This is a genomic window from Pseudomonas sp. G5(2012), from assembly GCF_000408945.1.
Classification (GTDB): Bacteria; Pseudomonadota; Gammaproteobacteria; order Pseudomonadales; family Pseudomonadaceae; genus Aquipseudomonas; species Aquipseudomonas umsongensis.
The window spans coordinates 51957-78143 of sequence record NZ_APIO01000096.1 but is presented as its reverse complement, the minus strand read 5'-3'; the positions used below and the strand labels follow the sequence as shown (position 1 = coordinate 78143).

22 protein-coding genes are annotated in these 26187 nt (G+C 58.9%); 6 read left to right on the top strand and 16 right to left on the bottom strand.

What is annotated here, in order from left to right:
- Nucleotides 1–137 precede the first annotated feature (137 nt).
- The 4 genes from PG5_RS25670 (at nt 138) to PG5_RS25655 (ending at nt 5391) form a co-directional block, all read left to right on the top strand.
- Nucleotides 138–1910 carry an N-acetylglutaminylglutamine amidotransferase gene (locus PG5_RS25670; RefSeq protein ID WP_020799984.1) on the top strand — a complete coding sequence of 591 codons (1773 nt, stop codon included), beginning with the start codon at nt 138–140 and terminating at the stop codon, nt 1908–1910.
- Nucleotides 1911–1913: 3 nt separating this feature from the next.
- Nucleotides 1914–3659: an N-acetylglutaminylglutamine synthetase gene (gene ngg, locus PG5_RS25665; RefSeq protein ID WP_020799983.1), complete on the top strand. Its 1746-nt coding sequence runs from the start codon at nt 1914–1916 to the stop codon at nt 3657–3659.
- Between the two features lie 133 nt (nt 3660–3792).
- Nucleotides 3793–4983: an osmoprotectant NAGGN system M42 family peptidase gene (locus PG5_RS25660; protein ID WP_020799982.1), complete on the top strand. Its 1191-nt coding sequence runs from the start codon at nt 3793–3795 to the stop codon at nt 4981–4983.
- Between the two features lie 180 nt (nt 4984–5163).
- Nucleotides 5164–5391 carry a YheU family protein gene (locus PG5_RS25655; protein WP_008060849.1) on the top strand — a complete coding sequence of 76 codons (228 nt, stop codon included), beginning with the start codon at nt 5164–5166 and terminating at the stop codon, nt 5389–5391.
- Here the strand turns inward: PG5_RS25655 and csrA are convergent.
- The 3 genes from csrA to PG5_RS25640 all read right to left on the bottom strand — a co-directional run bounded on the left by csrA (nt 5380) and on the right by PG5_RS25640 (nt 6937).
- Nucleotides 5380–5571, bottom strand: a complete 192-nt coding sequence (gene csrA / locus PG5_RS25650; protein ID WP_020799981.1) for a carbon storage regulator CsrA — start codon at nt 5569–5571, stop codon at nt 5380–5382. The genes PG5_RS25655 and csrA overlap by 12 nt on opposite strands.
- Nucleotides 5572–5724: 153 nt before the next feature.
- Entirely contained in the window at nt 5725–6057 is a 333-nt protein-coding gene (locus PG5_RS25645; RefSeq protein WP_020799980.1) for a YnfA family protein, read from the bottom strand.
- A gap of 64 nt (nt 6058–6121) precedes the next feature.
- Nucleotides 6122–6937, bottom strand: coding sequence for an SDR family oxidoreductase (locus tag PG5_RS25640; protein ID WP_020799978.1), 816 nt, complete (start codon nt 6935–6937; stop codon nt 6122–6124).
- A gap of 285 nt (nt 6938–7222) precedes the next feature.
- On the opposite strand from PG5_RS25640, the gene PG5_RS33870 reads away from it, so the two are divergent.
- Complete coding sequence (locus PG5_RS33870) at nt 7223–7375, top strand: DUF3309 family protein (protein ID WP_008060837.1); 153 nt, start codon at nt 7223–7225, stop codon at nt 7373–7375.
- Between the two features lie 84 nt (nt 7376–7459).
- Here the strand turns inward: PG5_RS33870 and PG5_RS25630 are convergent, their stop codons facing one another.
- The 12 genes from PG5_RS25630 to PG5_RS25575 all read right to left on the bottom strand — a co-directional run bounded on the left by PG5_RS25630 (nt 7460) and on the right by PG5_RS25575 (nt 22964).
- Nucleotides 7460–8824, bottom strand: coding sequence for a DUF1552 domain-containing protein (locus tag PG5_RS25630; RefSeq protein ID WP_020799977.1), 1365 nt, complete (start codon nt 8822–8824; stop codon nt 7460–7462).
- Nucleotides 8825–8826: 2 nt separating this feature from the next.
- A complete protein-coding gene (locus PG5_RS25625) occupies nt 8827–12948 on the bottom strand; it encodes a DUF1592 domain-containing protein (protein WP_042955736.1) in 4122 nt (1373 codons plus the stop codon).
- 439 nt (nt 12949–13387) lie between these two features.
- Nucleotides 13388–15487, bottom strand: a complete 2100-nt coding sequence (locus PG5_RS25620; protein WP_020799975.1) for an LTA synthase family protein — start codon at nt 15485–15487, stop codon at nt 13388–13390.
- Between the two features lie 348 nt (nt 15488–15835).
- Nucleotides 15836–16441 carry an START domain-containing protein gene (locus PG5_RS25615; RefSeq protein WP_020799974.1) on the bottom strand — a complete coding sequence of 202 codons (606 nt, stop codon included), beginning with the start codon at nt 16439–16441 and terminating at the stop codon, nt 15836–15838.
- A 41-nt stretch (nt 16442–16482) separates the two neighbouring features.
- Nucleotides 16483–16737 (bottom strand): YkgJ family cysteine cluster protein, encoded by a 255-nt coding sequence (locus tag PG5_RS25610; RefSeq protein ID WP_020799973.1) that lies wholly within the window; start codon nt 16735–16737, stop codon nt 16483–16485.
- Between the two features lie 163 nt (nt 16738–16900).
- Entirely contained in the window at nt 16901–17356 is a 456-nt protein-coding gene (locus tag PG5_RS25605) for a hypothetical protein (protein WP_020799972.1), read from the bottom strand.
- A gap of 90 nt (nt 17357–17446) precedes the next feature.
- Entirely contained in the window at nt 17447–18886 is a 1440-nt protein-coding gene (locus tag PG5_RS25600) for a PLP-dependent aminotransferase family protein (RefSeq protein ID WP_020799971.1), read from the bottom strand.
- A gap of 287 nt (nt 18887–19173) precedes the next feature.
- Entirely contained in the window at nt 19174–19986 is an 813-nt protein-coding gene (locus tag PG5_RS25595; RefSeq protein ID WP_020799970.1) for an OmpA family protein, read from the bottom strand.
- Nucleotides 19983–20339, bottom strand: coding sequence for a DUF4398 domain-containing protein (locus tag PG5_RS25590; protein ID WP_020799969.1), 357 nt, complete (start codon nt 20337–20339; stop codon nt 19983–19985). The genes PG5_RS25595 and PG5_RS25590 overlap by 4 nt, the downstream gene beginning before the upstream one ends.
- Before the next feature lie 9 nt (nt 20340–20348).
- Nucleotides 20349–21164: an ABC transporter substrate-binding protein gene (locus tag PG5_RS25585; protein ID WP_020799968.1), complete on the bottom strand. Its 816-nt coding sequence runs from the start codon at nt 21162–21164 to the stop codon at nt 20349–20351.
- 120 nt (nt 21165–21284) lie between these two features.
- Nucleotides 21285–22214 (bottom strand): electron transfer flavoprotein subunit alpha/FixB family protein, encoded by a 930-nt coding sequence (locus tag PG5_RS25580; RefSeq protein WP_020799967.1) that lies wholly within the window; start codon nt 22212–22214, stop codon nt 21285–21287.
- Nucleotides 22215–22964 carry an electron transfer flavoprotein subunit beta/FixA family protein gene (locus PG5_RS25575; RefSeq protein WP_008017740.1) on the bottom strand — a complete coding sequence of 250 codons (750 nt, stop codon included), beginning with the start codon at nt 22962–22964 and terminating at the stop codon, nt 22215–22217. It abuts the gene before it with no gap.
- 547 nt (nt 22965–23511) lie between these two features.
- Here PG5_RS25575 and PG5_RS25570 point away from each other — a divergent pair.
- Nucleotides 23512–25176, top strand: a complete 1665-nt coding sequence (locus PG5_RS25570) for an electron transfer flavoprotein-ubiquinone oxidoreductase (protein ID WP_020799964.1) — start codon at nt 23512–23514, stop codon at nt 25174–25176.
- Between the two features lie 184 nt (nt 25177–25360).
- Here the strand turns inward: PG5_RS25570 and PG5_RS25565 are convergent, their stop codons facing one another.
- On the bottom strand, nt 25361–26164 hold the full coding sequence (locus PG5_RS25565) for an IclR family transcriptional regulator (RefSeq protein ID WP_020799963.1): 804 nt from the start codon (nt 26162–26164) through the stop codon (nt 25361–25363).
- Between the last annotated feature and the right edge of the window lie 23 nt (nt 26165–26187).

Here is a 26187-nt window from a genome sequence, read left to right as displayed (position 1 = left end):
GCCATTCGTCCGGCAATTCCTTCTTATAACTTATCGTTCTAAAACTCCCACAAGCGAGGCGGGTCAGTTTCTGAGTACCTGCCCTTCTGGCATGGTGCGGATTGACCCTCCCCAACGGAAAAACCGGTAAGGAATTTATGTGCGGATTAGCTGGCGAGTTACGTTTTGACAATCAACCTGCAGACCTTGCAGCCATTGAGCGAATCACCCATCACCTGGCGCCTCGAGGCCCTGACGCCTGGGGTTTTCATAGCCAAGGGCCGATTGCCCTCGGCCATCGCCGCCTGAAAATCATGGACCTGTCGGACGGCTCGGCACAGCCGATGATCGATACCCAACTGGGCCTGTCCCTGGCCTTCAACGGCGCGATCTACAACTTCCCGGAGCTGCGAAGCGAACTCGAAAACCTCGGTTATGCCTTCTATTCCGGCGGCGACACCGAAGTGTTGCTCAAGGGCTACCACGCCTGGGGCGAAGCGCTGTTGCCCAAGCTCAACGGCATGTTTGCCTTCGCTATCTGGGAACGCGACGCCAAGCGCCTGTTCATCGCCCGTGACCGTCTCGGTGTGAAGCCGCTGTACCTGTCGCGCACCGGCCAGCGCCTGCGCTTCGCTTCGGCTTTGCCAGCGCTGCTCAAGGGCGGCGACATTAACCCGATTCTCGATCCGGTGGCCCTGAATCATTATCTGAATTTCCATGCCGTGGTCCCAGCCCCACGCACTCTGCTGGCCGGCATCGAAAAACTGCCACCGGCAACCTGGATGCGCATTGACGCGGATGGCCGAACCGAACAGAAAACCTGGTGGACCCTGCCCTACGGCCCACGTGCCGACGAGATCAATCTGACGCTCGAGGACTGGCGTGACCGCGTACTCGACAGCACCCGCGATGCGGTGGCGATTCGTCAACGGGCGGCGGTGGATGTTGGCGTGCTGCTGTCGGGTGGTGTCGATTCGAGCATGCTCGTCGGCCTGTTGCGTGAAGTCGGTGTGGAAAACCTGTCGACCTTCTCCATCGGCTTCCAGGATGCCGGTGGCGAGCGCGGTGACGAGTTCCAGTATTCGGACTTGATCGCCAGGCATTACGGCACCCAACACCATCAATTGCGCATCGACGAAAAAGAGATCATCGAGCAACTGCCCGCCGCCTTCCGCGCGATGAGCGAGCCGATGGTCAGTCATGACTGCATCGCTTTCTATCTGTTATCGCGCGAAGTGGCCAAGCATTGCAAAGTGGTGCAAAGCGGCCAGGGTGCGGACGAACTGTTCGCCGGGTATCACTGGTATCCGCAAGTGGATGGCGCAGCCAATCCCTACACGGCGTATCGCGATGCGTTCTTCGACCGCAGCTACGAGGACTACGCCGCCACCGTCCAGCCGAAATGGCTGACCGCGAATGACGCCGCTGGTGACTTCGTGAAGGAACATTTCGCACAACCCGGCGCCGATGCATCGGTGGACAAGGCCTTGCGTCTGGACAGCACGGTGATGCTGGTGGATGACCCGGTCAAACGCGTCGACAACATGACCATGGCCTGGGGCCTGGAGGCGCGCACGCCGTTTCTCGACTATCGCCTGGTGGAATTGTCAGCCCGGGTGCCGGGCAAATTCAAACTGCCTGACGGAGGCAAGCAAGTCCTGAAGGAAGCGGCGCGCCTGGTCATTCCAAGCGAAGTCATCGACCGCAAAAAAGGTTACTTCCCGGTGCCGGGTCTCAAGCATTTGCAGGGTGACACGCTGAACTGGGTACGTGAATTGCTGCTGGATCCGAGCCAGGATCGTGGCCTGTTCAACCCGGCGATGCTCGACCGCTTGCTGACGGACCCACAAGGCCAATTGACTCCGTTGCGCGGCTCCAAGCTGTGGCAATTGGCGGCGCTGAACCTGTGGCTCAGTGAACAAGGAATCTGATCGATGAAACCTCAAGCCACGGCGTATAACCAACGCTTGTTACGCGGTCAGGCGCCTTCTTACGAACGCTTGCAGGCACGCCTGGCCGAAGACGGCAGTGAACTCAGTACTGCGCCGATTGCCGTGCATTGCGGCTGGGGCCGGTTGTTGATCGGCCATACGTTCCCCGACCCGACGAGCCTTGCCCAGGCGTTGCTCAATGAACGACCGGGTGAGCGCGACATCGCCCTGTATGTCGCCGCGCCCCAGCAAGTACTGGGGCTGGAGCCGGCCCAGTTGTTTCTCGACCCCTCCGATACTTTGCGGTTGTGGTTCAGCGATTACCGTCAGGCGACCCGCGTGTTTCGCGGCTTTCGCATTCGTCGCGCGCAAGGCGATGCCGACTGGCAGGCGATCAACCAGCTGTATCAGGCACGCGGCATGTTGCCGATCGATGCCAGCTTGCTGACCCCCCGTCATCTGGGCGGCCCGGTGTACTGGCTGGCCGAGGACGAGGACAGCGGCGCAGTCATCGGCAGCGTCATGGGCCTCAATCATCACAAGGCGTTCAACGATCCGGAACACGGCAGCAGCCTCTGGTGCCTGGCCGTCGATCCGCACTGTTCGCGGCCAGGTGTCGGTGAGGTGCTGGTGCGGCATCTGATTGAACACTTCATGAGCCGTGGGCTGAGTTACCTGGACTTGTCCGTGCTGCACGACAATCGCCAGGCCAAAAATCTTTACGCCAAGCTCGGTTTTCGCAACCTGTCGACCTTTGCGATCAAGCGCAAGAACGGCATTAACCAGCCGTTGTTTCTCGGTCCCGGCCCTGAAGCCAAGTTCAACCCCTACGCGCGGATCATCGTCGAGGAAGCCCATCGTCGCGGCATCGATGTGCAGGTCGATGATGTCGCGGCGGGGATGTTTACCCTCAGCCACGGCGGACGGCGGGTACGTTGCCGCGAGTCACTGACCGACCTGACCAGTGCCATCAGCATGAGCCTGTGCCAGGACAAGAGCCTGACCCATAAAGCGCTCACGGCGGCAGGCCTGAACCTGCCCGCGCAGCAACTGGCGGGTAACGCCGATGACAACCTGGCGTTTCTCGACGAACACCAGCGAGTGGTGGTCAAGCCACTGGACGGTGAACAGGGGCAAGGCGTGGCGGTGGATCTGCAGACCATCGAAGAGGTCCAGAACGCCATCGAAGCCGCCCGTCAGTACGACAGTCGCGTGCTGCTGGAAAGCTTCCATGAAGGTCTCGACCTGCGAATTCTGGTGATCGGCTTTGAAGTGGTCGCTGCGGCGATTCGACGGCCCGCCGAGGTGGTGGGCGATGGCCAGCACTCCATCGGCGCGCTGATCGAAGCCCAGAGTCGACGGCGCCAGGCGGCTACAGGCGGCGAAAGCAAGATCCCGCAGGACCCTGAGACCGAGCGCACCGTGCAGGCAGCGGGCTACGACTACGACAGCATACTGCCGCCGGGCGAGCACCTTTTCGTGCGGCGCACGGCAAATCTTCATACCGGTGGGATTCTCGAAGATGTCACCTCGATTCTTCATCCCACGTTGGTGGACGCCGCGGTGCGCGCGGCGCGGGCGCTGGATATTCCCGTGGTCGGACTCGACCTGATGGTGTCTGCCGCCGATCAACCGCAGTACGTATTCATAGAAGCCAACGAGCGCGCCGGACTGGCCAACCATGAACCGCAGCCTACGGCCGAGCGGTTTGTAGACCTGTTGTTTCCGCACAGTCAGCCGGCCGTGTAGCGCCCGATCGTTGCCATGCGCTGTGTGGGAATGCAGCCTTGCTCCGCGTCCCTCAAGAGCCGAACGCAGAGCGACCTTTGATTCATTCCTATGCTGCGCGTGAAAACGATCCCTCAACTCATCAGGAGTTTCCATGACCCGCCAATACCCGGAACCAGACCTGACCTACCTGCAGAAAGTCCTGCTGGAAATGCTCGCCATTCCCAGCCCCACGGGCTTCACCGACACCATCGTGCGCTATGTCGCCGAGCGGCTCGAAGAGCTGGGCATTCCCTTCGAGATGACACGTCGCGGCACCATCCGCGCCACCCTCAAGGGCAAGAAAAACAGCCCGGACCGCGCCGTTTCCGCGCACCTGGACACCATTGGCGCCGCCGTGCGCGCCATCAAGGACAACGGCCGCCTGACGCTGGCCCCCGTGGGTTGCTGGTCCAGCCGTTTTGCCGAAGGCAGCCGCGTCAGCCTGTTTACCGACAACGGCGTGATCCGTGGCAGCGTGTTGCCGCTAATGGCCTCCGGGCACGCCTTCAACACCGCTGTGGATGAAATGCCAATCAGCTGGGACCACATCGAATTGCGCCTGGACGCCTATTGTGCGACCCGCGCCGATTGTGACTCGCTGGGCATCAGCGTCGGTGATTTCGTCGCCTTCGACCCGCTGCCGGAGTTCACCGAAAGTGGCCACATCAGTGCCCGCCACCTGGACGACAAGGCTGGTGTCGCGGCGCTGCTGGCAGCGTTGAAAGCGATCGTCGACAGCGGCGAAGAGCTGGCGATCGACTGTCATCCACTGTTCACCATCACCGAGGAAACCGGCAGTGGCGCCGCGGCGGCATTGCCCTGGGACGTCAGTGAATTCGTTGGCATCGACATCGCGCCCGTCGCTCCCGGCCAGCACTCCAGCGAACACGCGGTGAGCATTGCGATGCAGGATTCCGGCGGGCCGTACGACTATCACTTGTCGCGCCACCTGCTGCGCCTGGCCAGTGACAACGAGTTGCCCGTACGCCGCGACCTGTTCCGCTACTACTTCAGCGACGCTCACTCGGCGGTCACCGCCGGCCATGACATCCGCACCGCCCTGCTCGCCTTTGGCTGCGACGCCACCCACGGCTACGAACGCACCCACATCGACAGTCTCGCCGCCCTCAGCCGCCTGCTCGGCGCCTACATCCTCAGCCCGCCGGTGTTCGCCAGCGACGCGCAGCCGGCCAAAGGCTCGCTGGACCGGTTCAGTCACCAGATCGAACACGAGACGCAGATGGAAAGCGATACGCGAGTGCCGTCGGTGGATAGCCTGGTGGGACAGCGATCGAATCACTGAGCCTGACATCGTTGCCTGATAGAGCGCCTTCGCGAGCAGGCTCGCTCCCACAGGGTCAAGCGCTTAACTGTGGGAGCGAGCCTGCTCGCGAAGGCGATCTATCAGGCAAGGCGTGAACCACAAGCTAGCCCCGACCCGTGATTCGCCGTAGCATCGCGCCATTGTTTAGCCGAGGTGCCTATGCTGATTCCACACGACCAACTTGAAGTCGATACCCTGACCCGCCTGATCGAAGATTTCGTGACCCGAGACGGCACCGACAATGGCGATGACACGCCGCTGGAGACCCGTGTATTGCGTGTTCGCCAGGCATTGATCAAGGGCCAGGCCCTGATTGTCTTCGATCCGGAGAGCGAGCAGTGCCAGCTGATGCTCAAGCATGACGTGCCCAAGCATTTATTCGACTGATTTTTTGTCTCGCGAAAGCTTGCGCTGGATTCGCTCGTAGATCTCGCTGCGGTGCACATTGACATGGTTCGGGGCTTCGATGCCGAAGCGCACGTTACCGCCATTGACGGCAATAATGCGCACTGAAATGGTGTCACCGATGGAAATCATCTCGCCGACTACACGACTTAGTACAAGCATGGCTTTGGTCCTTCAGGGTTACCGGGCCTTGAAGATGCCCGGTGCACGACGGGCCTACAAGACAGCCACGGTAATCCAGACCAAACCTACAGCCACGCGGCTGCCTTGCTGAAGGAAATGCCTGACACGCCGCCTTAATCAAGGGCCGCTACGTCAGGAGGCCGAGAAGCGCGGGCCAAACAGGATAACGCTTGCCCCGATCACGCACAGTGCCACGCCTAGCCAGTCGGAACCCAGTGGACGAATCCGCTCGACCACCGCCAGCCAACCAATCGAAGCAATGATGTAGATACCGCCGTAAGCGGCATAGGCACGGCCTGCATAAGTCGCCTCGATGCGCGTCAGCAACAACGCGAACAACGTCAGGCTGAGTAACGCTGGCACCACCCACAAGGCACTTTTACCCTGGCGCAGCCACATCCAGAAGGCGAAGCAACCGGCGATTTCGAACAACGCGGCGAGGAAAAACCACAGGTAATTGAGCATGCGAACGTCTCGCGAGGATGGCCGATGGCGGCCACCCTAACGAGGCTGTCGTGTGCGGGCAAGTTCAGTTTGCGGATTGCTTGGCCTTGGCGCGCATCTTGTCGGCCATCAGGGTCATTTCGTTGTAGAGCAGTTGCGGGTTCTTCTGCTTGAGCGCCCAGGCCTGGCGGCCCTGTTCGTGGGGCAGGATCATGAACTCGCCGACAGCGACCTGCTGAAAGATGTAATCGGCAATATCGGTGGCACTGATGGGCGAGCTTTCCAGCAACTTGCCAACCTGGGCTTTCATGGCCGGCGTCGGGCCGCGGAAGGAGTCCAGCAGATTGGTCTGGAAAAACGACGGGCAAACCACATGCACGCCGACTTCCTGATGCGCGAGTTCAATCAGCAGGCTTTCGGACAACGCCACCACGCCGGCCTTGGCCACGTTGTAGTTGCTCATGGCCGGCCCCTGCATCAACGCCGCCATCGAGGCGATGTTGATGATCTTGCCCTTGCTCTTCTCCAGCAACGGCAGGAAGGCCTTGCAGCCCTTGACCACACCCATGAGGTTGATTGCGATCTGCCAGTCCCAGTCTTCCAGGGACAGTTCGCTGAAGAATCCGCCAGAGGCAACCCCCGCGTTGTTGACGATGATATCGATACCACCGAACTTCGATTCGCAGGCCTGGGCAAACGCGGTCAGTTGGCTGTAATCACGCACATCGCAACGCTGGATAAAACCGTCACCACCGGCTTCGCGCACCTGTTTCAAGGTTTCCTGCAGACCTGGTTCGCTGACGTCCGACAAGGCCAACTGCCAGCCTTCGCGCGCCCAGCGCAACGCGATTTCGCGACCCAGGCCGGAGCCCGCGCCAGTGATCATCATGCGATTTTGCATAGCAAACAGCCTTGTTGTTCCGGGGAAGATGCGTCGAGTGTAGCGAAGGAAATTGGCCGCCCCACGCTCTATCAGATTGCTGAATGCCCCGAGCAAACCGCAATCGTGGCTCAACCAACTAACGCGGCAACAGATTTATCGGTAGATGATTTGAAAAACCGCAAAAAACTTGGAATTTTTTGCCCTGCACCGCGGTCGGATTTTTTAAGCAGCTCGAATAAATGACGTTCCCGCTGACTGATAACGGCTAGGTCATTCCTGAATACTTACAGCAAGGAAACAGATATGGGCACAATACTTCTGATCATTCTGATCCTGTTACTGATCGGTGGTCTACCGGTCTTCCCACACTCCAGAAGTTGGGGTTATGGACCGTCCGGTATCATCGGCGTGGTGTTGGTGGTGATATTGATCCTGTTGTTACTCGGGAAGATATGAAGTTCTGAGTAGCCAATAAAGGCTGCAGAAATTTCGATGCCAGTCAGATAAAACTGACTGGCATCGTTTTTTCCAAAGTTTGCGTCACACGTTAGTGAAAATTCCACTGACAGGATCAACATTGCCTGCATAAGGCACGCTGGTTCCTGCGGCCTTGGCAACGGTTGCCCAGATCCGCTGCATGTCGACGAAGTTCTTGCCGATAACCGGGTTCCCCGTGTGATGCGACTTATCGGCTTGCGTCGTGATATTCAGGTACCGTCCTGCGCCCTCCCCGCTTTTCAACAATCCGCACGCGCCGCCCATCATGACCAGCGGCATATCAATCGAGTGCTCGGGGGCTCCATCAGCCATTTCGCTGGTGACAATGACCAGGACAGATTCGAGCAAGTTGTGACCGGGCATGTCCGGGTCTGCATGCCTGGACAGTTCATCCATCAATTCCCTGACCTGCCGGACATACCATTGCCGTGTTCCTCTCCAGACTGCTTCCCCGGCGTAACGGTGAGCGCAATCATGGGGATTTTTGTCGCGACTGACATCAATGATATTGAGTGACTCCGCCGAGCGTCCGATCTGAACGGTCGCAACGCGGGTAATCCCGCAACTCAAGGCGGTGGCCACCACTTTATGGTGGTCGGCCTGTATGCGTGTGCGGTGCTCCGCCGACTGGTAATCCAGGGGCTCGAGCATCACAGGCTCGCATCCCCCCACGGGCGGCCGCGCTTCCTCAAGGTCCTTGATGACCTGCTCTACTGAATCCAGATGGGTATCAAGCTTTTGCCTCTGGCCGGGGGAGAGCCGGTTTTTGATGTCCTGGATATCCGCCAGGGATGCCTCTAACAGTTTTCCAGCTCCAGGCTCCAGTGCGCGCCGAGCTTGAGCAGGCGTCTTGAACAGCGATTCAGCCATCAGCATGGGGTCGCGGTAGGGCGTGCGAATCGCTTTGCCCTGAAACGACACGAACCAGGGCGTACCGTCGATCCCTGCGTGGGGCCCGGCAAACAAGCTGCGATGCGAGGGTTCATTACCCGGCAGTGCATTTCCCAAGAGGACGTCGATTGATGACTGACTCTGTGCGCTATCACGCAATATATAGTTCCAGTTGTTATGGCCCGAGTTACCTGGCCCCGAGATAATCCCGCGCAGGTACAACGATTGGTTGCGATAAGCCTCCAGCTCTTTACTGACTTCATTCAATGTAAAAGCCGTGGTATCCATCCCCTGTGCAGTGGGATGCCACAAACCGCGCCCATCGCCAAACGGTCCACCCTGATAGGAGTCCACTGCCGTTCCGTCGGGTATTACTACAATCACGACCTTCAACAAGGGTTGCTCGGATTGCCCCGCCAATGCCATGCGCGTCAATCCGAATTGGGTCAATGGACCATAGACACCTGCCGCAGCCAGTCCCGCGAGAAAACGCCGGCGACTTTTCAAGATGCCCATGATCAGTTCCTCTCGGTTTTGTAGATGAACGCGTTGGAAGTCCCCAGGGTTCGCAACATCTCTGCCAGGGAGCCGGAAGTTTTCAAGCCATCGGCAATCGCCTTCACAGCTCCCGACGTCGATGCGTCCGATTTGCTGCCGAACACAAACCGGAAATAACTGTCGGCCATACAGAACTGGGAGGCGGGATGGCGGGGTACGATTTTGGCGATACCGCGAACGTCATTGATCGTCTCTGAGCCGGTCGAAGTTAAAAAGGGACCGGATGCCTTGATCGGCAACATCTGAGGATATTGGTCAAAGTTGTAGGCTTTTTCCTGGGTACGATAACGGCCAGCTGCATCGTAATGCTCCATCGCGGCGCCGGTGTCATTCATGAATTGGTGACATTGCCAGCAGCGCCCTCCTGACGCTTGCTCACCGTTGACCAGATCCCAGCGTTCACGGGTGGTGATGGGCTGAGCAGGAAAAACCGGACCTGTAGGGTCTGGCTCAACCGGTGCACCGAACTCACGACAGAACATCTGCTCGCGAATCATGATTCCACGCTTGACCAGTGAGGTGGTCTCGAAATCCGACGTGGCTGCCTGAGTCAGCCCCAGGTGCAACAACCCGCCCCGTTTGTCGTCCACCGCGACTTTTTGCATCGTGCTGCCCGCGACACCGCTGATGCCATAATGCGCAGCCAGGTCCTGATTCAGATAGGTGTAACCGGGGTTGAACAACTTATCCAGGGTGCCTGAATCGAGCAGCATGCTTTTGCTCAGCAGGTATTGCTCCTGTGCCATGAGCGCAATCATTGGCTTGGTCAGCCCCGGCTTTTCCTGAACGCCGCGTGCGGTTTTGATGTAGTAGCTGACGAAGCGGTTGAACTGCTCGATGCCGCGGTCCGTTTGCATCATCCGCTGAATTTCGGCGGAGATCTGTTGTGAAGTCTGCAGTTCGTTGCGCTGCGCCTTGGCCAACAGTTCGACATCCGGTGTCGTGCCCAGGAACCCGTAAGAAAGTGCTGTTACCAGCTCGAACGGCGTGAGCTTATACACCTTGCTTGCCGTGGCTGACTCCACCCCCAACTCCGAGCGATAGAGAAAATGCGGCGACATCAATAGAGCCGCAATCACAGCCGGGGCCCCTTGCTCGTCGTGTATTTTCTGATAACGCAAACGCTCGGCATCAGTCACGGGACGACGGAACATCTGATAGCCCAGGGAAGTGACCAGGTCGGTGCCTGTGCGAGAGGTTGCCAGCGCACTCAAGCGCGCAGGTGCCACCTTCTCTGCCACCGACAACGCCATGTCGTAATACAGCTTGACGTCCTCGGCCTGTAGAATGCCCTTGCTCGCTTCCCCTGGGTATTTGAAATCTTTTTCCGACTTGTCGGCCGGTAGTTTTTCGGGATTGACCTCGCCCCCCAGGATGTCCCGGATGCTGGCGGCATACTCACTGGGCGTGAGCAATCGCAACTGCCGCGCACCATAGGTCTCGTTTTGGTCCAGGTAGGGTTTCCAGATGACGTCGAACAAATGGTGGCTGATTTCGGTCGCACAGGTGGTGTCGCAGTGCCCCGAAACCGGCATGCTCTTGATCTGATTGACCAACACTTCACGATCCGCCGCGCTCCAGATCAAGGCCTTGGCCGCACTGTCGAAATATTCGACCGAATGGCACTTGGTACAGGCCCCCGCCAGGACCGATTCGCCCAGGTTCTCGACATGTCGATAGGCGATGAGGGGTAGCTGCCGGTCCTCACTGGACTCATCAATCACCACCGACTCCAGTTCCGGCTCCGGTTTTTCCTTGGAGTAAAACGGGTAGATCACCTTGTACTTGCCATAATCGAGAATCTGCGTCGTGCTTGCCCCCCACGGAATCTGTATGAGCAGCGGCTCAGCATGACTCTGATCCTCGTTAACCAGACTGATGTGCCATTGGTCATCGGTGACAGAAGCAGGCTTGCTCGGCGCGTTGATCGTGATCTCGACCGCTAGCTTGATCGGCCGTTCGCGGTATTGCAGGTTGATGGCCTGACTCTTGTTGGTTGGCGATAGCGTGAACGAGGTGTTGCGCACCAGAGGAATCCATTTTTTCACATCATTGAGGCGCAACTGATACTCACCATACGCCAGCCCTTTGAGAATCAGTGCGGACTCATTGTTTAACGGATCCCATGACAGTTGCACCAGTCGGCTATTGCCGTCGGGGGCAATCAGGTAGCCACTGATCATTTCGTCTTCCAGGCCGGGGGGTGACAGCATTGGACGCAGGGCCAGTTCTGTCTCCGGCAGCCCGGTTGCGTCATAGCGCACGCGATAGATGACCCCGGCGACGTCGTCGCTGATCAGCAGGCTGCCATCCGCCAGTTCAAGAAACTCGACGGGACGACCAATGCAGGAGTTGTCCAGGCAATAGACATCAAATCGATCCGGGTCCTGCACAAATCCATTGATCAGCGGGATCTGGTTGACCACGCGCGTACCGCCCTGGATGGTCAGCATTTGTATGTCCATGCCCGGGCGGGCGGTGGAACCGGCACCATGCACGGCCACCAGCAAACGTTGGGTACCCGCCGCAGCCGGGTAACCTGACCAGAACTTGACGCCGAGCGGTGCAGTGTTGGTACCCGACTCAAAAGCGGCCGGCACATAGTCAGCGGGGTGGATCTGCTCGAGCGACTTGTCGGACACAATGGCACCGGGCACCAGCGGCGGCTGGATCACGCCCGGGTTCTGGTACTCCTCTTGAGTGAAACCGGGTGTGTCCCTGCCAAACCGATAAGGCACACCGAAATGCAACCCGGGGCCCCGGATGACGTTGACCTCGTCAGGGTTGGGGAAGCCTTGGCGATTGTTGTCGCTGAACCAGATTTTGCCGTCCTTGGGATTCCAGTCGAAGCCCACAGAGTTACGCACCCCCATGGCCAGGATCTCCGACTCCCCCGTCTCCAGGGAGTACCGCAAGACCGTCCCATAGCGCTTGTCGGCGGGAATCATGCATAGGTTGCACGGAGTGCCGACCGCCGTATAAAGCCACTTGTCCGACGGATCGACTGGGTTGAAGCGCAAGGGGTGTTTCATGTGCCAGATGCGAGTCTTCGAGCCGGACGACAGCGGGGGCAAGGGAAACAGCTTGCCGTCTGCCGGAAAGTTGAAAACCAATTCGGGTTTTGGGTCTTTGTAATGATCGTCCGCGTTACGCAAGCGATACAGACCACCTGTGGTCGAGTAATACAGATCACCGTCGCGGTATGCCACGCCGTGAGGCTCTTCCAGGCCCTTGGCGATGACATGAATGCCGGTCGGCTTACCCTCTCCGTCCAGCGGCAACGCGTAGATCATGTCGCCGATTTTTCCGTCATAGACGTACGACGGGATGGCACTGGAGCCGACATACAGGACGTTCTTGCCCATGGCCATCTGCCTGGGCTGGATAAGGCCCTGGGCAAACAACTCGATTTTTATCCCCGGCAAGCCATTGAGCTTGCTCACCTCAACCGGAGGCCGATACTTCACCGCCACGGTTTGCTCCGCCCCTTGCGCCTGCGTGAATGAAACAATGCGCGGGGTGTTCAGCGGGATGTATCCATCAGCGCTGTTCATTACAAGCTGGTAGTCGCAAGCTTTTAGATTATCGAGGTGAATCGTTTCGTTGGCCTTTGCGCTGATCGCAATCTCTTCGGCCTTGCAACGCAACGTCCCGGTGACCGTCTGATCTGCGCGAGCAACACCTGGCACCGCCGGTTTCAGAGGGGCTTTGCCGCTGAGGGTGGAGAAGCTCAGCGTCAGGCGATTGCCCTCGAAGCCACCACAGTCACCAAGTTCTTTCCATGCGTCTTTCCACGGACCGCCGACAACCAATGGCTCATAGACCGGCAGCTTGCACCACTGCCAACTGCCGACGCCAAGTGGGGCCTCGTCATCTTTCCAGCATTCCAATAGCTGGCCGGCATGCTGAACCTGCTGCCCCTGTTCGTAGAGCGCGCCCTTTTCATAAGCAGGCGCTGTACAGGACTGAGGTGATGGAGCTGACTCCGACGATCGGGTGTACACCACTAAAGCGACGACAGCGGCGAGCGCCGCAAACCCCACGAACCACAGCAAACGAAGCACACCGACAGACTTATTCATGAAGCGAGCCTCACTCGTCAGCCAAGTGTTCAACCCCTCGGACAAATCTGTTAATTCAGTGTCCTGCGGCGAACCACCTGAACCGAAGTGGCAGGCCGAAAAAGAGCCTAAGCCAACCCCGGCATTTCTATTGAAATGTCTTCCAGCGCGGTTCCACTGCATGGCCAAAACATGGCACGAACGCCATAGAGACAGGAACAGGCAGACATCATCCTTGCAACGCTGCCCGCTCTCAACGTCGCGGTTGCAAACGTTGGGTCAGGTACTCGAAGCACCTGTATAAGATTCCCAAACCCCCGAGGTGTCTACTGTCAAAGTTGACAGGTTTTCCCCTTGGGTGCGGCACAGCGCCTTACGGCGAGCATAAAAAAATCCGATGCCTGTGCAGGCATCGGATTTTTTGTAGCCCAAGGTCAGGCAGCAAAGCCTGACTGAATACTCAGTCAGGTACGCCGTCGACCACACCAGCGGTGTTGTCGATCAGACTCTTGGTCGCCGTTTGCAGGAACGCTTCGAGCTTGAGCTTCATCTCGGCGGTGCGCGGAGCATCCGGAATCACTTCCGCCCGAGGCGTAGCGCCCAGTTCGTACTGGTACATCTTCGGCGCCATGTCCTTGTCCTTCGGCAATACCAGGATCTGGTCCGCGGTGATGATCGCAGTGGTCTGCTCGCTGCCCGACGGTTTGATCACACCGAAACCGGTGTCGCCTTCTGGCAGGTTGAGCAAGTCACGACCCCAGCACTGATGACGCACTTCACCACCGATGCGGCCCATGATGGTCGGCACGATGTCGACTTGAGTGCCCACGGTGTGGTCGAGCGTGCCAAATTTCTCCTGGATGCCCGGTGCGATCATCAACATCGGTACATTGAAACGGCCCAGGTCCATTTCGGTGATCTGACGTTCGTTACCGAAGCCGTGGTCGCCAACGATGACGAACAGGGTCTCCTTGAAGTAAGGCTCATTACGCGCCTTCTCGAAGAACTGACCCAGCGCCCAATCCGAATAGCGCATGGCGGTCAAGTGCTCGTTCAGGCTGCCACGATCGGTGACGCGTTCGACCGGCAATGGGGTCGGCAACGCATAGGGCGTGTGGTTGGACAAGGTTTGCAGCAAGGCATAGAAAGGTTTCTTGTCCTTGCCGTCGCGAGCCTTGAGTTCCACCAGGCCACGGTCGAACATATCCTGGTCGGACACACCCCAGGTCGGGTCGGAGAACACCGGGTTAACGAAGTCGTTGCGACCGATGAAATTGGTCATGCCCTGGTTACTGAAGAAACCCGACTGGTTGTCCCAGGCGAAATCGCCGTTGTAGACATACACATCGTCGTAGTGACGGGCGCTGAGCAACTGCGGAAGGCCAGACAGTTTGTGGCTGCCTTCCGGGGTCTGCATCAGGTATTCGAAACCCGGCAGGTTCGGGAAGCAAGCCATGGTGGCGAACATGCCCTGGTGGGTGTGGGTACCGTTGGAGAAGAAACGGTCGAACAGCAGGCCTTCCTTCGACAGCTTGTCGAGGTACGGCGTGATGTTGCCCGGTGCGCCCAGTGCGCCTACCGAGTGACCGGCCATGCTTTCCATCAGGATCACGACGACGTTCTTGATCGGCAGGGTCTTGTCGACGGGTGGCGTGTAGTCGCGACGCACTGCTGCGGTCTCGCCATCCACCAATTTGTCGTCCTTCATGACCAACAGGTCGCGTACAGTCTGCTGAGCCATCGGTTGTGGCAACGTGGCTTTCCAGATGTTGTCGCGATCTTCAGACATCCGGCTCTTCGCGGCAGCGACCAGGGACAGGGTACCGTTGAGGCCCAGCTGGTTGGCGAAGTTGGAATCGGTGGTGTAGACATCACCCCAACGCATTGGCGGGCCTTGACGCAAGGTACCGCGGGCCGCGACCACGCAGATCAACAGGCACACCACGAACACCATCGCACGCGCGTACCAGGGGGCAACCTGCCGAGTACCGATGCTACCACCGCTGAAAGGTCCACGAGGACGCGTGGCACGGTCGGCACCCTTGAAGGCGAGGCTCAGGATCCAGGTGCCCAAGGCCCAGGCCAGCAGGTAGCGGACCACCGGAAAACCGTACCAGAGCATGCTCATCACGGTTTTCGGGTCTTCCTTCACATACTGGAAGACCAGCCCGTTGAGGCGCTGGTGGAATTCACGGTAGAAGTCCATCTCCATCAGGCCCAGGAACAGCGCGATGCTGGCGGTCACCGTCAGCCAGAGACGGAAGATCCCCCGCGCCGCCATGGCCCGGGCACTGAACAGCGCCAGCACCAGCGGAACGCTGAGGTAGACCACCAGGCGCAGGTCGAAACGCAAGCCATTGGCGAATGCTTCGAAAAAGGTCGCGGCCGGTGTGTCGAGGATCATTTCGCGGTTGTAGACGAGCAGCGCGAGGCGCAGCACGGAAAACATCACCATCATGACCAGGGCGCACAACAGTGTGTAGGCCAGATGCGATTTGACGGTCGGTTGCAGCAAGCGACTCGATGCTCGCTTCTGACTCAGGGCGTCCGGAATAGCCATTCGTTTTTAGGACCCATTGGAAGTTGAAGTTTCAAAAATACAGCTGCGCCCTGCCCTCTGTTGGCCAGTACTCGGCCCCGGGGTTCGCGCGGTGCGCAAATGTTGCACGATCAATCGCGGCATTGCCATTGATTACTGTTCGTCGATGGCCGCGCGGGGGGGGAATTGTCTTGGAGGCTTTGTGAAAATTTTGTGCAGCGAATATTAGGTAATACAATAAAGGCTTCTGTAGGAGCGAGCACGCTCGCGATGGACGTCAACGATTACGCGGGTTGTCTGCATGCCCGGGTTGTCCTGGCGTTTTTCGCGAGCATGCTCGCTCCTACAAGGAACAGGTGGCTCCCGCTTTTATTTTTCGGCCAGAGTCTTCAGGTTCTTCAAGGTATTGAACGGCGCATCCACCACAAACTTGTTGGCCACCATCGATGGCACGCTACCACCGGGCTCGGTATGCACCTGATAGGTCACTTCAACCTGATCGCCCTTGGGTACGAACTTCCAGAAACCATCGACCTTGGCGACCCGGACAAAGCCCTTTTCTTCAGGAAGGTATTTGGGCACGCCCTCGAGCTTGCGCGTCAGGCTGCCATCGGCGCCTGCGATCGTGGTGATATGCAGCACCGAATCTCGCGGTGTGACCGGCCATGGCGTATTGAACTGGGTGTAGGTCCAGTTCTGATCGCCTTCCTGCTTGAGCAACTTCTGGGTCTTGCACTCGTGAATCCAGGTGCAGGCACCGACCACGTCTTCCTGCAGGGCACGCAGCTTGGCCACGGTGGTCTTCATCAGGGTGACGCCCTGATAGGCCTTGTAGTCGGAGCCGGCCACTTCACTCAGGGAGATCTTGATGCCGTCTTCGTTCCTGGCGACTTTCCAGTCTTCGGCCTGGGCAACTGAAGTGGCCAGAACAGCCGTCAAACCACACAACACAGCGATACGATGCAGCGAACCCATAATCTTATTCCTTATTGTTGAAGTTCCGTTCTGTAAACACATCACGCGGCGGTCATCTGCTCCCACCAGCCAATCAACCGGATAGCTTCTTCGCTGCTGTTGCCACACACCTCAACGTCAGCCTCGAACGCCGAACACACTGCCGGGCGCTCGGGCTTACCGAAAATCTTGCACAGGTTTTCGGCAGACAGTTGCAGGCAACGTTCCCCGGCGGCTTTGCCATGGGGCATACCGGGAATCGGTGAACTGATGGAAGGGGCAATGCAGCAGGCGCCACAGCCCTCACGGCATTTCATGACGAAAAGCTCCTCGCGACGAGCAATGTATTAAAGGACGGGCACAGAGTAACCGCTAAAACAGTTGTTTTAAATTACCCTTACCTGGGTATTTACCTGCAAACGGGCGTGACCGGCCAGTCTCCGACCAACTGTCTGCTGGCAGGTCAGCCAAAGGCGGGATTTACCGCTTGAACTCGAATTCCAGGGCGGCGCCTTCGACTTCATGGCGCTCTTCGTTACGCATTTGCAACTGCATTTCGTTGTTGATCAGCCTGCCATTGAGCTGGAACTGGCTGCTTTTGTCGCCGAACATTTGCGGCAGCACCGGTTCACGCTTGGGCAATGGAACGGTACCGACCGGTTTCAGCTCCTCGACCATGTCCTTGGGCAGGCTCAAATCGAGGTTGGCTGAAGGTACCGGGGTTTTCACCACCGCACTGGCCGGTTTTGACTTGGCGGCATTCAGTGGGCGCTTTTTTACCGCGGTTGGCTTTTTGACCGGTGCGGTTTTTTTCGAGGTTGCCTTGGCATCGCTGGCGGCGGGCTTTGCCAGCACGGACTCAGCCTTGACGGACGCCGGCTGAACACTCACTAACAGGCAGATCAACAGCCAGACGGCAGGAAAAATCGGCTTCATGTACCCAACGATGCAAACGGCGAAAACGACAGAGGTGCCTATGCTCCCCTGTTGCGCGCTCCGTGACAAGCACGGACGGAGACCGCCTGGTCAAAAGCCCCCGGCCATCTCCTGGCAGAGCTGGGTGGCAAGCATGCCCAGGGTCATCAACGCACGTTCGGCTTCGCGGTTCCACGGGATGCCGCAGTTGAGCCGAATGCAGTGATTGAACTGCTCGGTGTTACTGAAAATCAGCCCCGGCGCGATACTGATGCCCTGCTGCAACGCTCGCACATGCAGCTCCTGGGTATTGACCCGCCCTGGCAGGCTCACCCACAAAATGAAACCGCCGGTTGGCCGGGTCATCTGCGTGCCTTCGGGGAAATACTGCTGCACCGCCAGTTGGAAAGCGCTGAGGTTCTTGCGGTACTCCTGGCGGATATAACGCAAATGGCGGTCGTAACCACCATTTTCCAGATAGGCGGCAATGCCCATCTGAGTGACGCTGCAGGCCGAATGGGTACTGAAGGTCTGCAAGCGCTGGATCTCCTGCTGGTACTTGCCGGCAATCATCCAGCCGATCCGCACCCCTGGCGACAGGGTCTTGGAGAAGCTCGAGCAATAAATCACCCGATCCAGCCGATCATAGGCCTTGAGCGATTTGGTGCGACCTTGCTCAAACATCAGCTCACCGTAGATATCGTCTTCGACTATCTGGATGTCAAAGTCCGACGCCAGGCGCAACAGCTGCTTCTGCCGCTCTTCAGGCATGGTGCCGCCCAACGGATTGCTCAAGCGCGTGGTCAGCACCAGCGCCTTGATCGACCATTGGTTGGCCGCCAATTGCAGCGCTTCAAGGCTCATGCCAGTGGACGGGTCGCTGGGGATTTCGATGACCTTGAGGCCCAGGAGATCGGCCAATTGCAACAAACCGTAGTAAGTCGGCGATTCGGCCGCGATCAGGTCACCGGGCCGGGTCAGCACCCGCAGGGACATCTGCAAGGCGTCGACGCAGCCGTGGGTGATCACCACCTCAGAAGGATCGACCACCACGCCGGCATCGCGCATGCGGATCGCCACCTGTCGACGCAAGGGCTCGAAACCGGGGCTGAACATGTAGCTGAAAGCCCGCGGGCTATGGAACCGGGTGACCTTGGCCAATTGCTGATGCAGGGCACGCACCGGCAAATAGTCGACGCTGGGCACCGCGGCACCCAGCGGGAAAACGCCTTCGCGGCGGGACTCGACCAACACTTGTTGAATGATGCTGCTGCGGGTCACCAGGCCTGGACGTTCGACACGGGCGATGTCCGGGGTCGGCGCAGTCAGCGCCGGGGTCTGGTGCACGTAATAACCGGACTGCGGCCGCGCGCGAATCAGCCCCTGGTCTTCAAGGTTGGCATACGCCTGCAACACCGTGGCATGGCTGACATTGAGCTGCGAACTCATCTTGCGCACCGAAGGCACGCGCTCTCCCGGTTGATAGACACCTCGGCGGATGTCTTCAGCCAGTTGCTGAGCAATACGTTGATAGAGCAAGAGGTTGGTCATGACGCAGCACTCGATTTCACGGGCATTTTATTCTTGTGTAAAACAATACCGGAACAGTTTAGAAGTGTACTGGGACAGTTGCCACAATAGTCGACAGTACAGTGCAGTGTCAGCAAAAACTGTACTGTTTTGTGCGCTAATCGGCAGGCGAAAAAAAACCCGGCGCTGTCTGCCAGGCCGGGCTTTGTAGGAACCGGCTTGCTGGCGATGGCAAAACCGCGGTGTTTCAGATGAATCGCAGTGATGGCATCGCCAGCAAGCCGGCTCCTACGGAGTGCGTGATTTCATTAGCGGGCAGCGCCGAGCTGGCCTTTTTCGTCGGAAAACACAATTTCCACCCGACGGTTCTGTGCCCGCCCCCGTTCGGAGGCGTTCGCGTCAACCGGATACTCGTCGCCATACCCTTCAACCAGGATGCGCTTGTCGTCGATGCCCAGGTCCATCAGCACATCCGCGACCGATTGGGCCCGGTCGCGGGACAGCTTGAGGTTTTCCTGCTTGCCGCCGGTACTGTCGGCGTAACCCTCGATGCGCACCACGCGCTTGGGGTTGAGTTGCAGGAACTGCACGATCTTCAGCACCACGCGGTTGGCCGAGTTTTTCAGCTCTGCTTCGCCGGTGTCGAACAGCACATCACCCAGGGTCATCACCAGGCCACGGTCGGTCTGGGTGGTGGCCAGGGCCAGGATCTGCTCTTCCAGCCATTTGCCCTGCTGCTGCACGCTGAGCAACTTGGATTCGCGCAAGGCCAGTTGCAGGCGCTGACGTTCCAGCTCGAGCTTGGCGGCGCGCTCTTCATTGAGCACCTGATTGGTGTGCTCCCGGGCGATCTCGCTGTAGCGCTGGCTCAGGTAAGCGTAATGCACCACATCCGAGCCGCTGCCCCAATAGGTGGACAAACGGTCGGCGCGGGCCAGGGACTCACCGGCGCGAATCACGTCCTTGGGGGCGATGCGCAGCACGTTGGAGTCTTCCTTGACCTTCTGGAAGTCGGCGCCTGCCTGTTGCAGCGCCGCTTCGCCTTGCTGGCCGGCGCAGCCGACAAGGCTGACGGTTCCTGCCAGGATCAAAGCGCCGAAAATGTTGGACTTGAGGCTCATTGGGCTGGTCCCAACTGCTTTTGCAGGCGGGCGATGCGGGTATTGAGCACGTTCAGCTGTTCTTCACTCTTGAGGGTCAGGACCCGGGCTTCGGCCAGGCGCGCGTCCAGCTCGGCCTGCTCGGCGCGCATCCGCGCATTCCTGAAAGACTGGTCAGCCATGCTGCCCTTGGCCCGGTTGTATTTGTCTTCGGCCAGTTTCATCTCCGGCACTTCATCGGCAGTGGCACCCACGGCACGGGCTTGCTCGACGGCCTGTGCGGTCAGGCGCATTTGTTCATTCGGCGCCGGATCGGCTGCACAACCCGCCAGAGCCAGAACGGCCAGGGCAGCGAAAAGAGGTCGAATACTCACTAAAAATCCCTACTGTTTTGGGGTACTGACAGGTTGCTTCTGCTGCGCATTCCAAAGCTCGATATTGCGTTGCAGCACGGCTTCCGTCAGTCCGGACGCGGGCAATTCTGTCATCTTTTTGGCCAACTGTCCGCGCAACCACGGATCGTTGCAGGCGGAGTTGTGGGAAAGCGCCAGAAACAGCCCGGGTTTGTCGACCGGCTGCACACGGGCGACCAGGTCATTGGCCATGCCCAGTGTCTGCGCCATGGCCATGCCGGAGTAGCGCCCTGCCAAGACAAACTCTACCTCCCCCAGGAGCAATTTCTGCAAGGCCTGGGTCAGGTTTGGCGTACGGGTGAGGGTCAATTGCTGCTCGGCGAAAGTGGCGAATTGCGAGGTCAATCGAGACTTTTCCGACAACGCCCCGGGATGACCGTGCAGGTCCTGGACGTCGTTGTAGACCAGCGACGAATCCTTGCGGGTCCACACCAGATAATCGTTTTCCAGCAACGGCGGATGGATGTAGTCCAGGGATTCCAGCTCGCCAACTGTCAACGGCGCGTCCGCCAGCATGTCCATGCGCCCGCTGCGCACTTCGTCCAGCGCCTGGGAGCGCTTGCCGGCGTAGAGCACCTGGACCTTGATGCCCAACTGCCCCGCTACCTGCTGCAACAAATCGGCACTGGCGCCAATCAAGTGCTTGGGATCCTGCGGGTCTTGCCACAGGTACGGTGGCGCATCCGGGCTGCCGGTGACCACCAGGCGTTCGCATTTGCCAGCGGCAATGGACAGTGCTGGCAATAGTGCCAGACCCAGAAAACTCCACGCGAGACGCAGATCCATAGCAGCACACTCCCGTTGAGACCGTTTATATCCCTGTAGGAGCGAGCCTGCTCCTACAGGTACAGAGGCAAAAAAAAGCCCGACCAAAGGGTCGGGCTCTTTATAAGTGAAGCAGCCGGATTAGACCAGCTTCTCCAACTCAGGGATGGCTTCGAACAGGTCCGCCACCAGGCCGTAATCGGCCACCTGGAAGATCGGCGCTTCTTCGTCCTTGTTGATCGCAACGATCACCTTGGAGTCTTTCATGCCGGCCAGGTGCTGGATCGCGCCGGAAATACCGACGGCGATGTACAGCTGTGGAGCAACGATCTTGCCGGTCTGACCGACCTGCATGTCGTTGGGTACGAAACCTGCGTCGACCGCAGCACGCGAAGCACCCACGGCTGCGCCCAGCTTGTCGGCCAGGGCGTACAGGTGCTTGAAGTTGTCGCCGTTCTGCATGCCGCGACCGCCGGAAACGACGATCTTGGCAGCGGTCAATTCCGGACGATCGGACTTGGCCAGCTCTTCGCCAACGAAGCTGGAGATGCCAGCGTCGTGGGCAGCGCCAACGGCCTCAACAGCTGCGGAACCGCCTTCAGCTGCAACCGGGTCGAAACCGGTGGCACGCACGGTGATCACTTTCACTGCAGCGTTCGATTGAACGGTAGCGATAGCGTTACCGGCGTAGATCGGACGCTTGAAGGTGTCAGCGCTTTCGACCGAGATGATCTCGGAGATCTGGTCAACGTCCAGTGCAGCGGCAACGCGCGGCAGGATGTTTTTGCCGTTGGAAGTAGCGGCAGCCAGGATGTGGCTGTAGCCCTTGCCCAACTCTGCAACCAGAGGCGCAACGTTTTCCGGCAACTGATGCGCGTAAGCGGCGTTGTCGGCCAGCAGCACTTTAGCCACGCCAGCGATTTTCGCAGCGGCTTCAGCCACGGCGCCAGCGCCCTGGCCGGCAACCAGCACGTGGATGTCACCGCCAATCTTGGCAGCGGCAGCAACGGTGTTCAGTGTGGCCGGGGCCACTACTTTGTTGTCGTGTTCAGCAATAACCAAGATAGTCATTTAGATTACCTTCGCTTCGTTTTTCAGTTTCTCGACCAGTTCAGCCACCGACTTGACCTTGATACCCGCGCTGCGTGCAGCAGGCGCTTCGACTTTCACGGTCTTGTTGGTGGAGGCGGTGGAAACGCCCAAAGCGTCCGGAGTCAGCGTCTCGAGAGGCTTCTTCTTGGCTTTCATGATGTTTGGCAGGGACGCGTAGCGCGGCTCGTTCAAACGCAGGTCGGTGGTGACGATGGCCGGCAGCTTCAGGGAAACTGTCTGCGCGCCGCCGTCGATTTCACGGGTAACAGCTACGCTATCGCCGCTGATTTCGACTTTGGAGGCGAACGTGCCCTGACCGTAACCGCTCAGTGCCGCCAGCATCTGGCCAGTCTGGTTGTTGTCGCTGTCGATGGCTTGTTTGCCAAGGATCACCAGCTGAGGCTGTTCCTTGTCGACAACAGCTTTCAACAGTTTGGCAACGGCCAGGGAAGTCAGGTCTTCGGCGGACTCGACGAGGATGGCGCGGTCGGCACCCAGAGCCAGCGCGGTGCGCAGTTGCTCTTGAGCGGTGGACGGGCCTACGGAGACGACGACGATTTCAGTCGCAACACCCTTCTCTTTCAGGCGTACGGCTTCTTCCACGGCGATCTCGCAGAACGGGTTCATCGACATCTTGACGTTGGCAAGGTCGACGCCGGAATTGTCCGCCTTGACGCGAACTTTCACGTTGTAATCCACAACGCGTTTGACAGCTACAAGAACCTTCATGGATTCCTCGTTACTCTCCGGTGAAAAGAAAGTCGCCTAGGCGAACCTGGCGGATAATGCTCATCGGGCGCAAGGGCACCTCCAAAAACGCCGGCAAAAGTGTCAAGTGACCATCGTTCATGATGCTGATGACCGTTTGTCAGCAGTGACTGACGAGTCATTCAATATCGTGACGTGTAGACTGCGCATCAAACCCGCGCGGCGCATCACCTTCTACTGCCATCGCCCTGTCTTTAGAGGTGCTCTTGAAACCAACAGTCAGCCTACGGCGAGCGCAAAACCGCCCGTATCTTGACCGGAACACCTATTCCGGTCAATACGCCAAAATGGCCGTTCATAAGGCGGGTGACTTTGATTTCTCTGGCTTTGAGCCATTTCAAACAAACGTTTGTATTGGACGCTGAGAGTGGTGTAGATATAATGCGCCACCAAAGAGAAAGGTGGTTAATCGATTGTCCTCTCCCGGCGTTGCGCAGGGATTCATGGATGCGACACCCAACCTCCATATTAGAAAAAAAACTGTTGAGCCTTGAGTAGGAGATAACCTGTGGAACGCGAATACATGGAATTCGACGTGGTCATCGTCGGTGCCGGCCCCGCTGGTCTTTCCGCTGCCTGCCGATTGAAGCAGAAGGCCGCCGAAGCCGGTAAGGAAATCAGCGTCTGCGTGGTCGAAAAAGGCTCCGAAGTCGGTGCTCACATCTTGTCCGGTGCGGTATTCGAACCCCGCGCCCTGAACGAACTGTTCCCGAACTGGAAAGAACTCGGCGCGCCGCTGAACACGCCGGTCACCCGCGATGACATCTTCGTGCTGAAAAACGCCGAAAGCGCGCAAAAAATTCCAGACTTCTTTGTGCCCAAGACCATGCACAACGAAGGCAACTACATCATTTCCCTGGGCAACCTGTGCCGCTGGCTGGCCCAGCAGGCCGAGAACCTGGGCGTGGAGATCTACCCAGGCTTCGCCGCCCAGGAAGCGCTGTTCGACGAGAATGGCGTGGTCCGCGGGATTATCACCGGCGATCTGGGCGTTGACCGCGAAGGCAACCCAAAAGAAGGCCTGTACACCCCAGGCATGGAACTGCGCGGCAAGTACACGCTGTTCGCCGAAGGTTGCCGCGGCCACATCGGCAAGCAACTGATCAAGCGCTTCAACCTCGCCAGCGATGCCGACGCCCAGCACTACGGCATCGGCCTGAAGGAAATCTGGGAAGTCGACCCGGCCAAGCACCAGCCAGGCCTGGTGGTGCACACCGCCGGTTGGCCGATGGACATCATGGGCACCGAGAACACCGGTGGCTCGTTCCTCTACCACCTGGAAAACAATCAGGTGGTCGTGGGCCTGATCGTCGACCTGTCGTACAGCAACACCTACCTGTCGCCGTTCGACGAGTTCCAGCGCCTCAAGCATCACCCGGTGCTCAAGCAGTACCTGGAAGGCGGCAAGCGCGTCAGCTACGGCGCCCGCGCCATCTGCAAGGGTGGCCTGAACTCGCTGCCGAAGATGGTCTTCAAGGGCGGCGCGCTGATCGGCTGCGACCTCGGCACCCTGAACTTCGCCAAGATCAAGGGCAGCCACACCGCGATGAAGTCCGGCATGCTGGCGGCTGACGCCGTGGCCGATCGCCTGTTCGCCGAGTCCGAAGGTGGCGATGAACTGACCAATTACGTCGAAAGCTTCAAGAACAGCTGGCTGTACGAAGAACTGTTCGCGAGCCGCAACTTCGGCCCGGCGATCCACAAGTTCGGCGCCATCGTCGGCGGTGGTTTCAACTGGCTGGACCAGAACATCTTCGGCGGCAAACTGCCGTTCACCCTGCACGACACCAAGCCGGATTACGCGTGCCTCAAACTGGCGGCCGACTGCAAGAAGATCGACTACCCGAAACCGGACGGCAAGATCAGCTTCGACAAACTGAGCTCGGTGTTCATTTCCGGGACCAACCATGAAGAAGAGCAACCTTGCCACCTGAAACTGGCCGACGCGAGCATCCCGATCAGCAAGAACTTGCCGCTTTACGACGAACCGGCCCAGCGTTACTGCCCGGCCGGCGTGTATGAAGTGGTGACCAAGGAAGACGGTGAGAAGCGCTTCCAGATCAACGCCCAGAACTGCGTTCACTGCAAGACCTGCGACATCAAGGACCCTGCACAGAACATCACCTGGGTGACACCGGAAGGTGCTGGCGGCCCGACTTACCCGAACATGTAAGCCGAACCACTGAACATCAAGGCTCCCGAATGGGGGCCTTTTTGTTGCCTGCAATTTAGGCAACACCATTAAACCAATGTGGGAGCGAGCCTGCTCGCGAAAGCAGTGTGTCAGTCGATACCCATATCGAATGATAAATCGCTTTCGCGAGCAGGCTCGCTCCCACAAGGATTACCGCATACCGTCAGATTTTGGCGCCCAGCTCCGCCGACAGCCGGGCCGTAACCCCTTTGATCAAAGGAATCAGCTCGGCCATTTTTTCCAGCGGCATGTACGGCACGGTACTGGCGATGCTGATGCCGGCGACGATGCGTTTGCTGGCATCGCGGATCGGTGCCGCCACGCAGCGGATCGACGGTTCGTTGTCTTCCAGGTCGAAGGCATAACCGCCGGCCACGTACTCGATCATGCGCTGCTGGAACTGTTCCCACGACTGTTCGGGGTGCTGCGGCCAGAACTGGTTTTTCCCACCCACCGGCAGGCTGATTTCGTACAAGCGCTGCCACTCTTGCGGCGAGTCATCGAGCATCAATGCCTTGCCGATTCCCGTACGTGCCAAGGGCATGCGATGGCCGACCCGCGAGCGCATCTCCGGACCGTTGCGCCCCGGGTTCTTGTGCAGGTACAGCACCTCATCGCCTTCGCGGATAGCCAGGTGAATGGTATCGCCGGTCAACGCCGACAGCTCATCCAGATATGACCCGGCCAGGGCCACCAGCGGCAACTCCTCACGCGCCTGAAAACCCAGTTCGATCAACTTGGGCCCCAACAGGTAACCGACCTGCGGCACCACCCGCAGATATCGCTCGTCCACCAGGCAACTGGCCAGGCGATGGGTGGTGCTGCGCGTGGTGCCGATCAACCGGGCGATTTCCTTGAGATCGCGGGCGCCACTGGCCACGGCCTGAACCACACCCAACCCGCGAAGCAGGGTCTGGGTGCCGGTCGGTGCGGCGTCCTTGGCGATTTTTGGGGCGTCTTCCTGCATATCCAGCCTTTACCGTTGAGCGA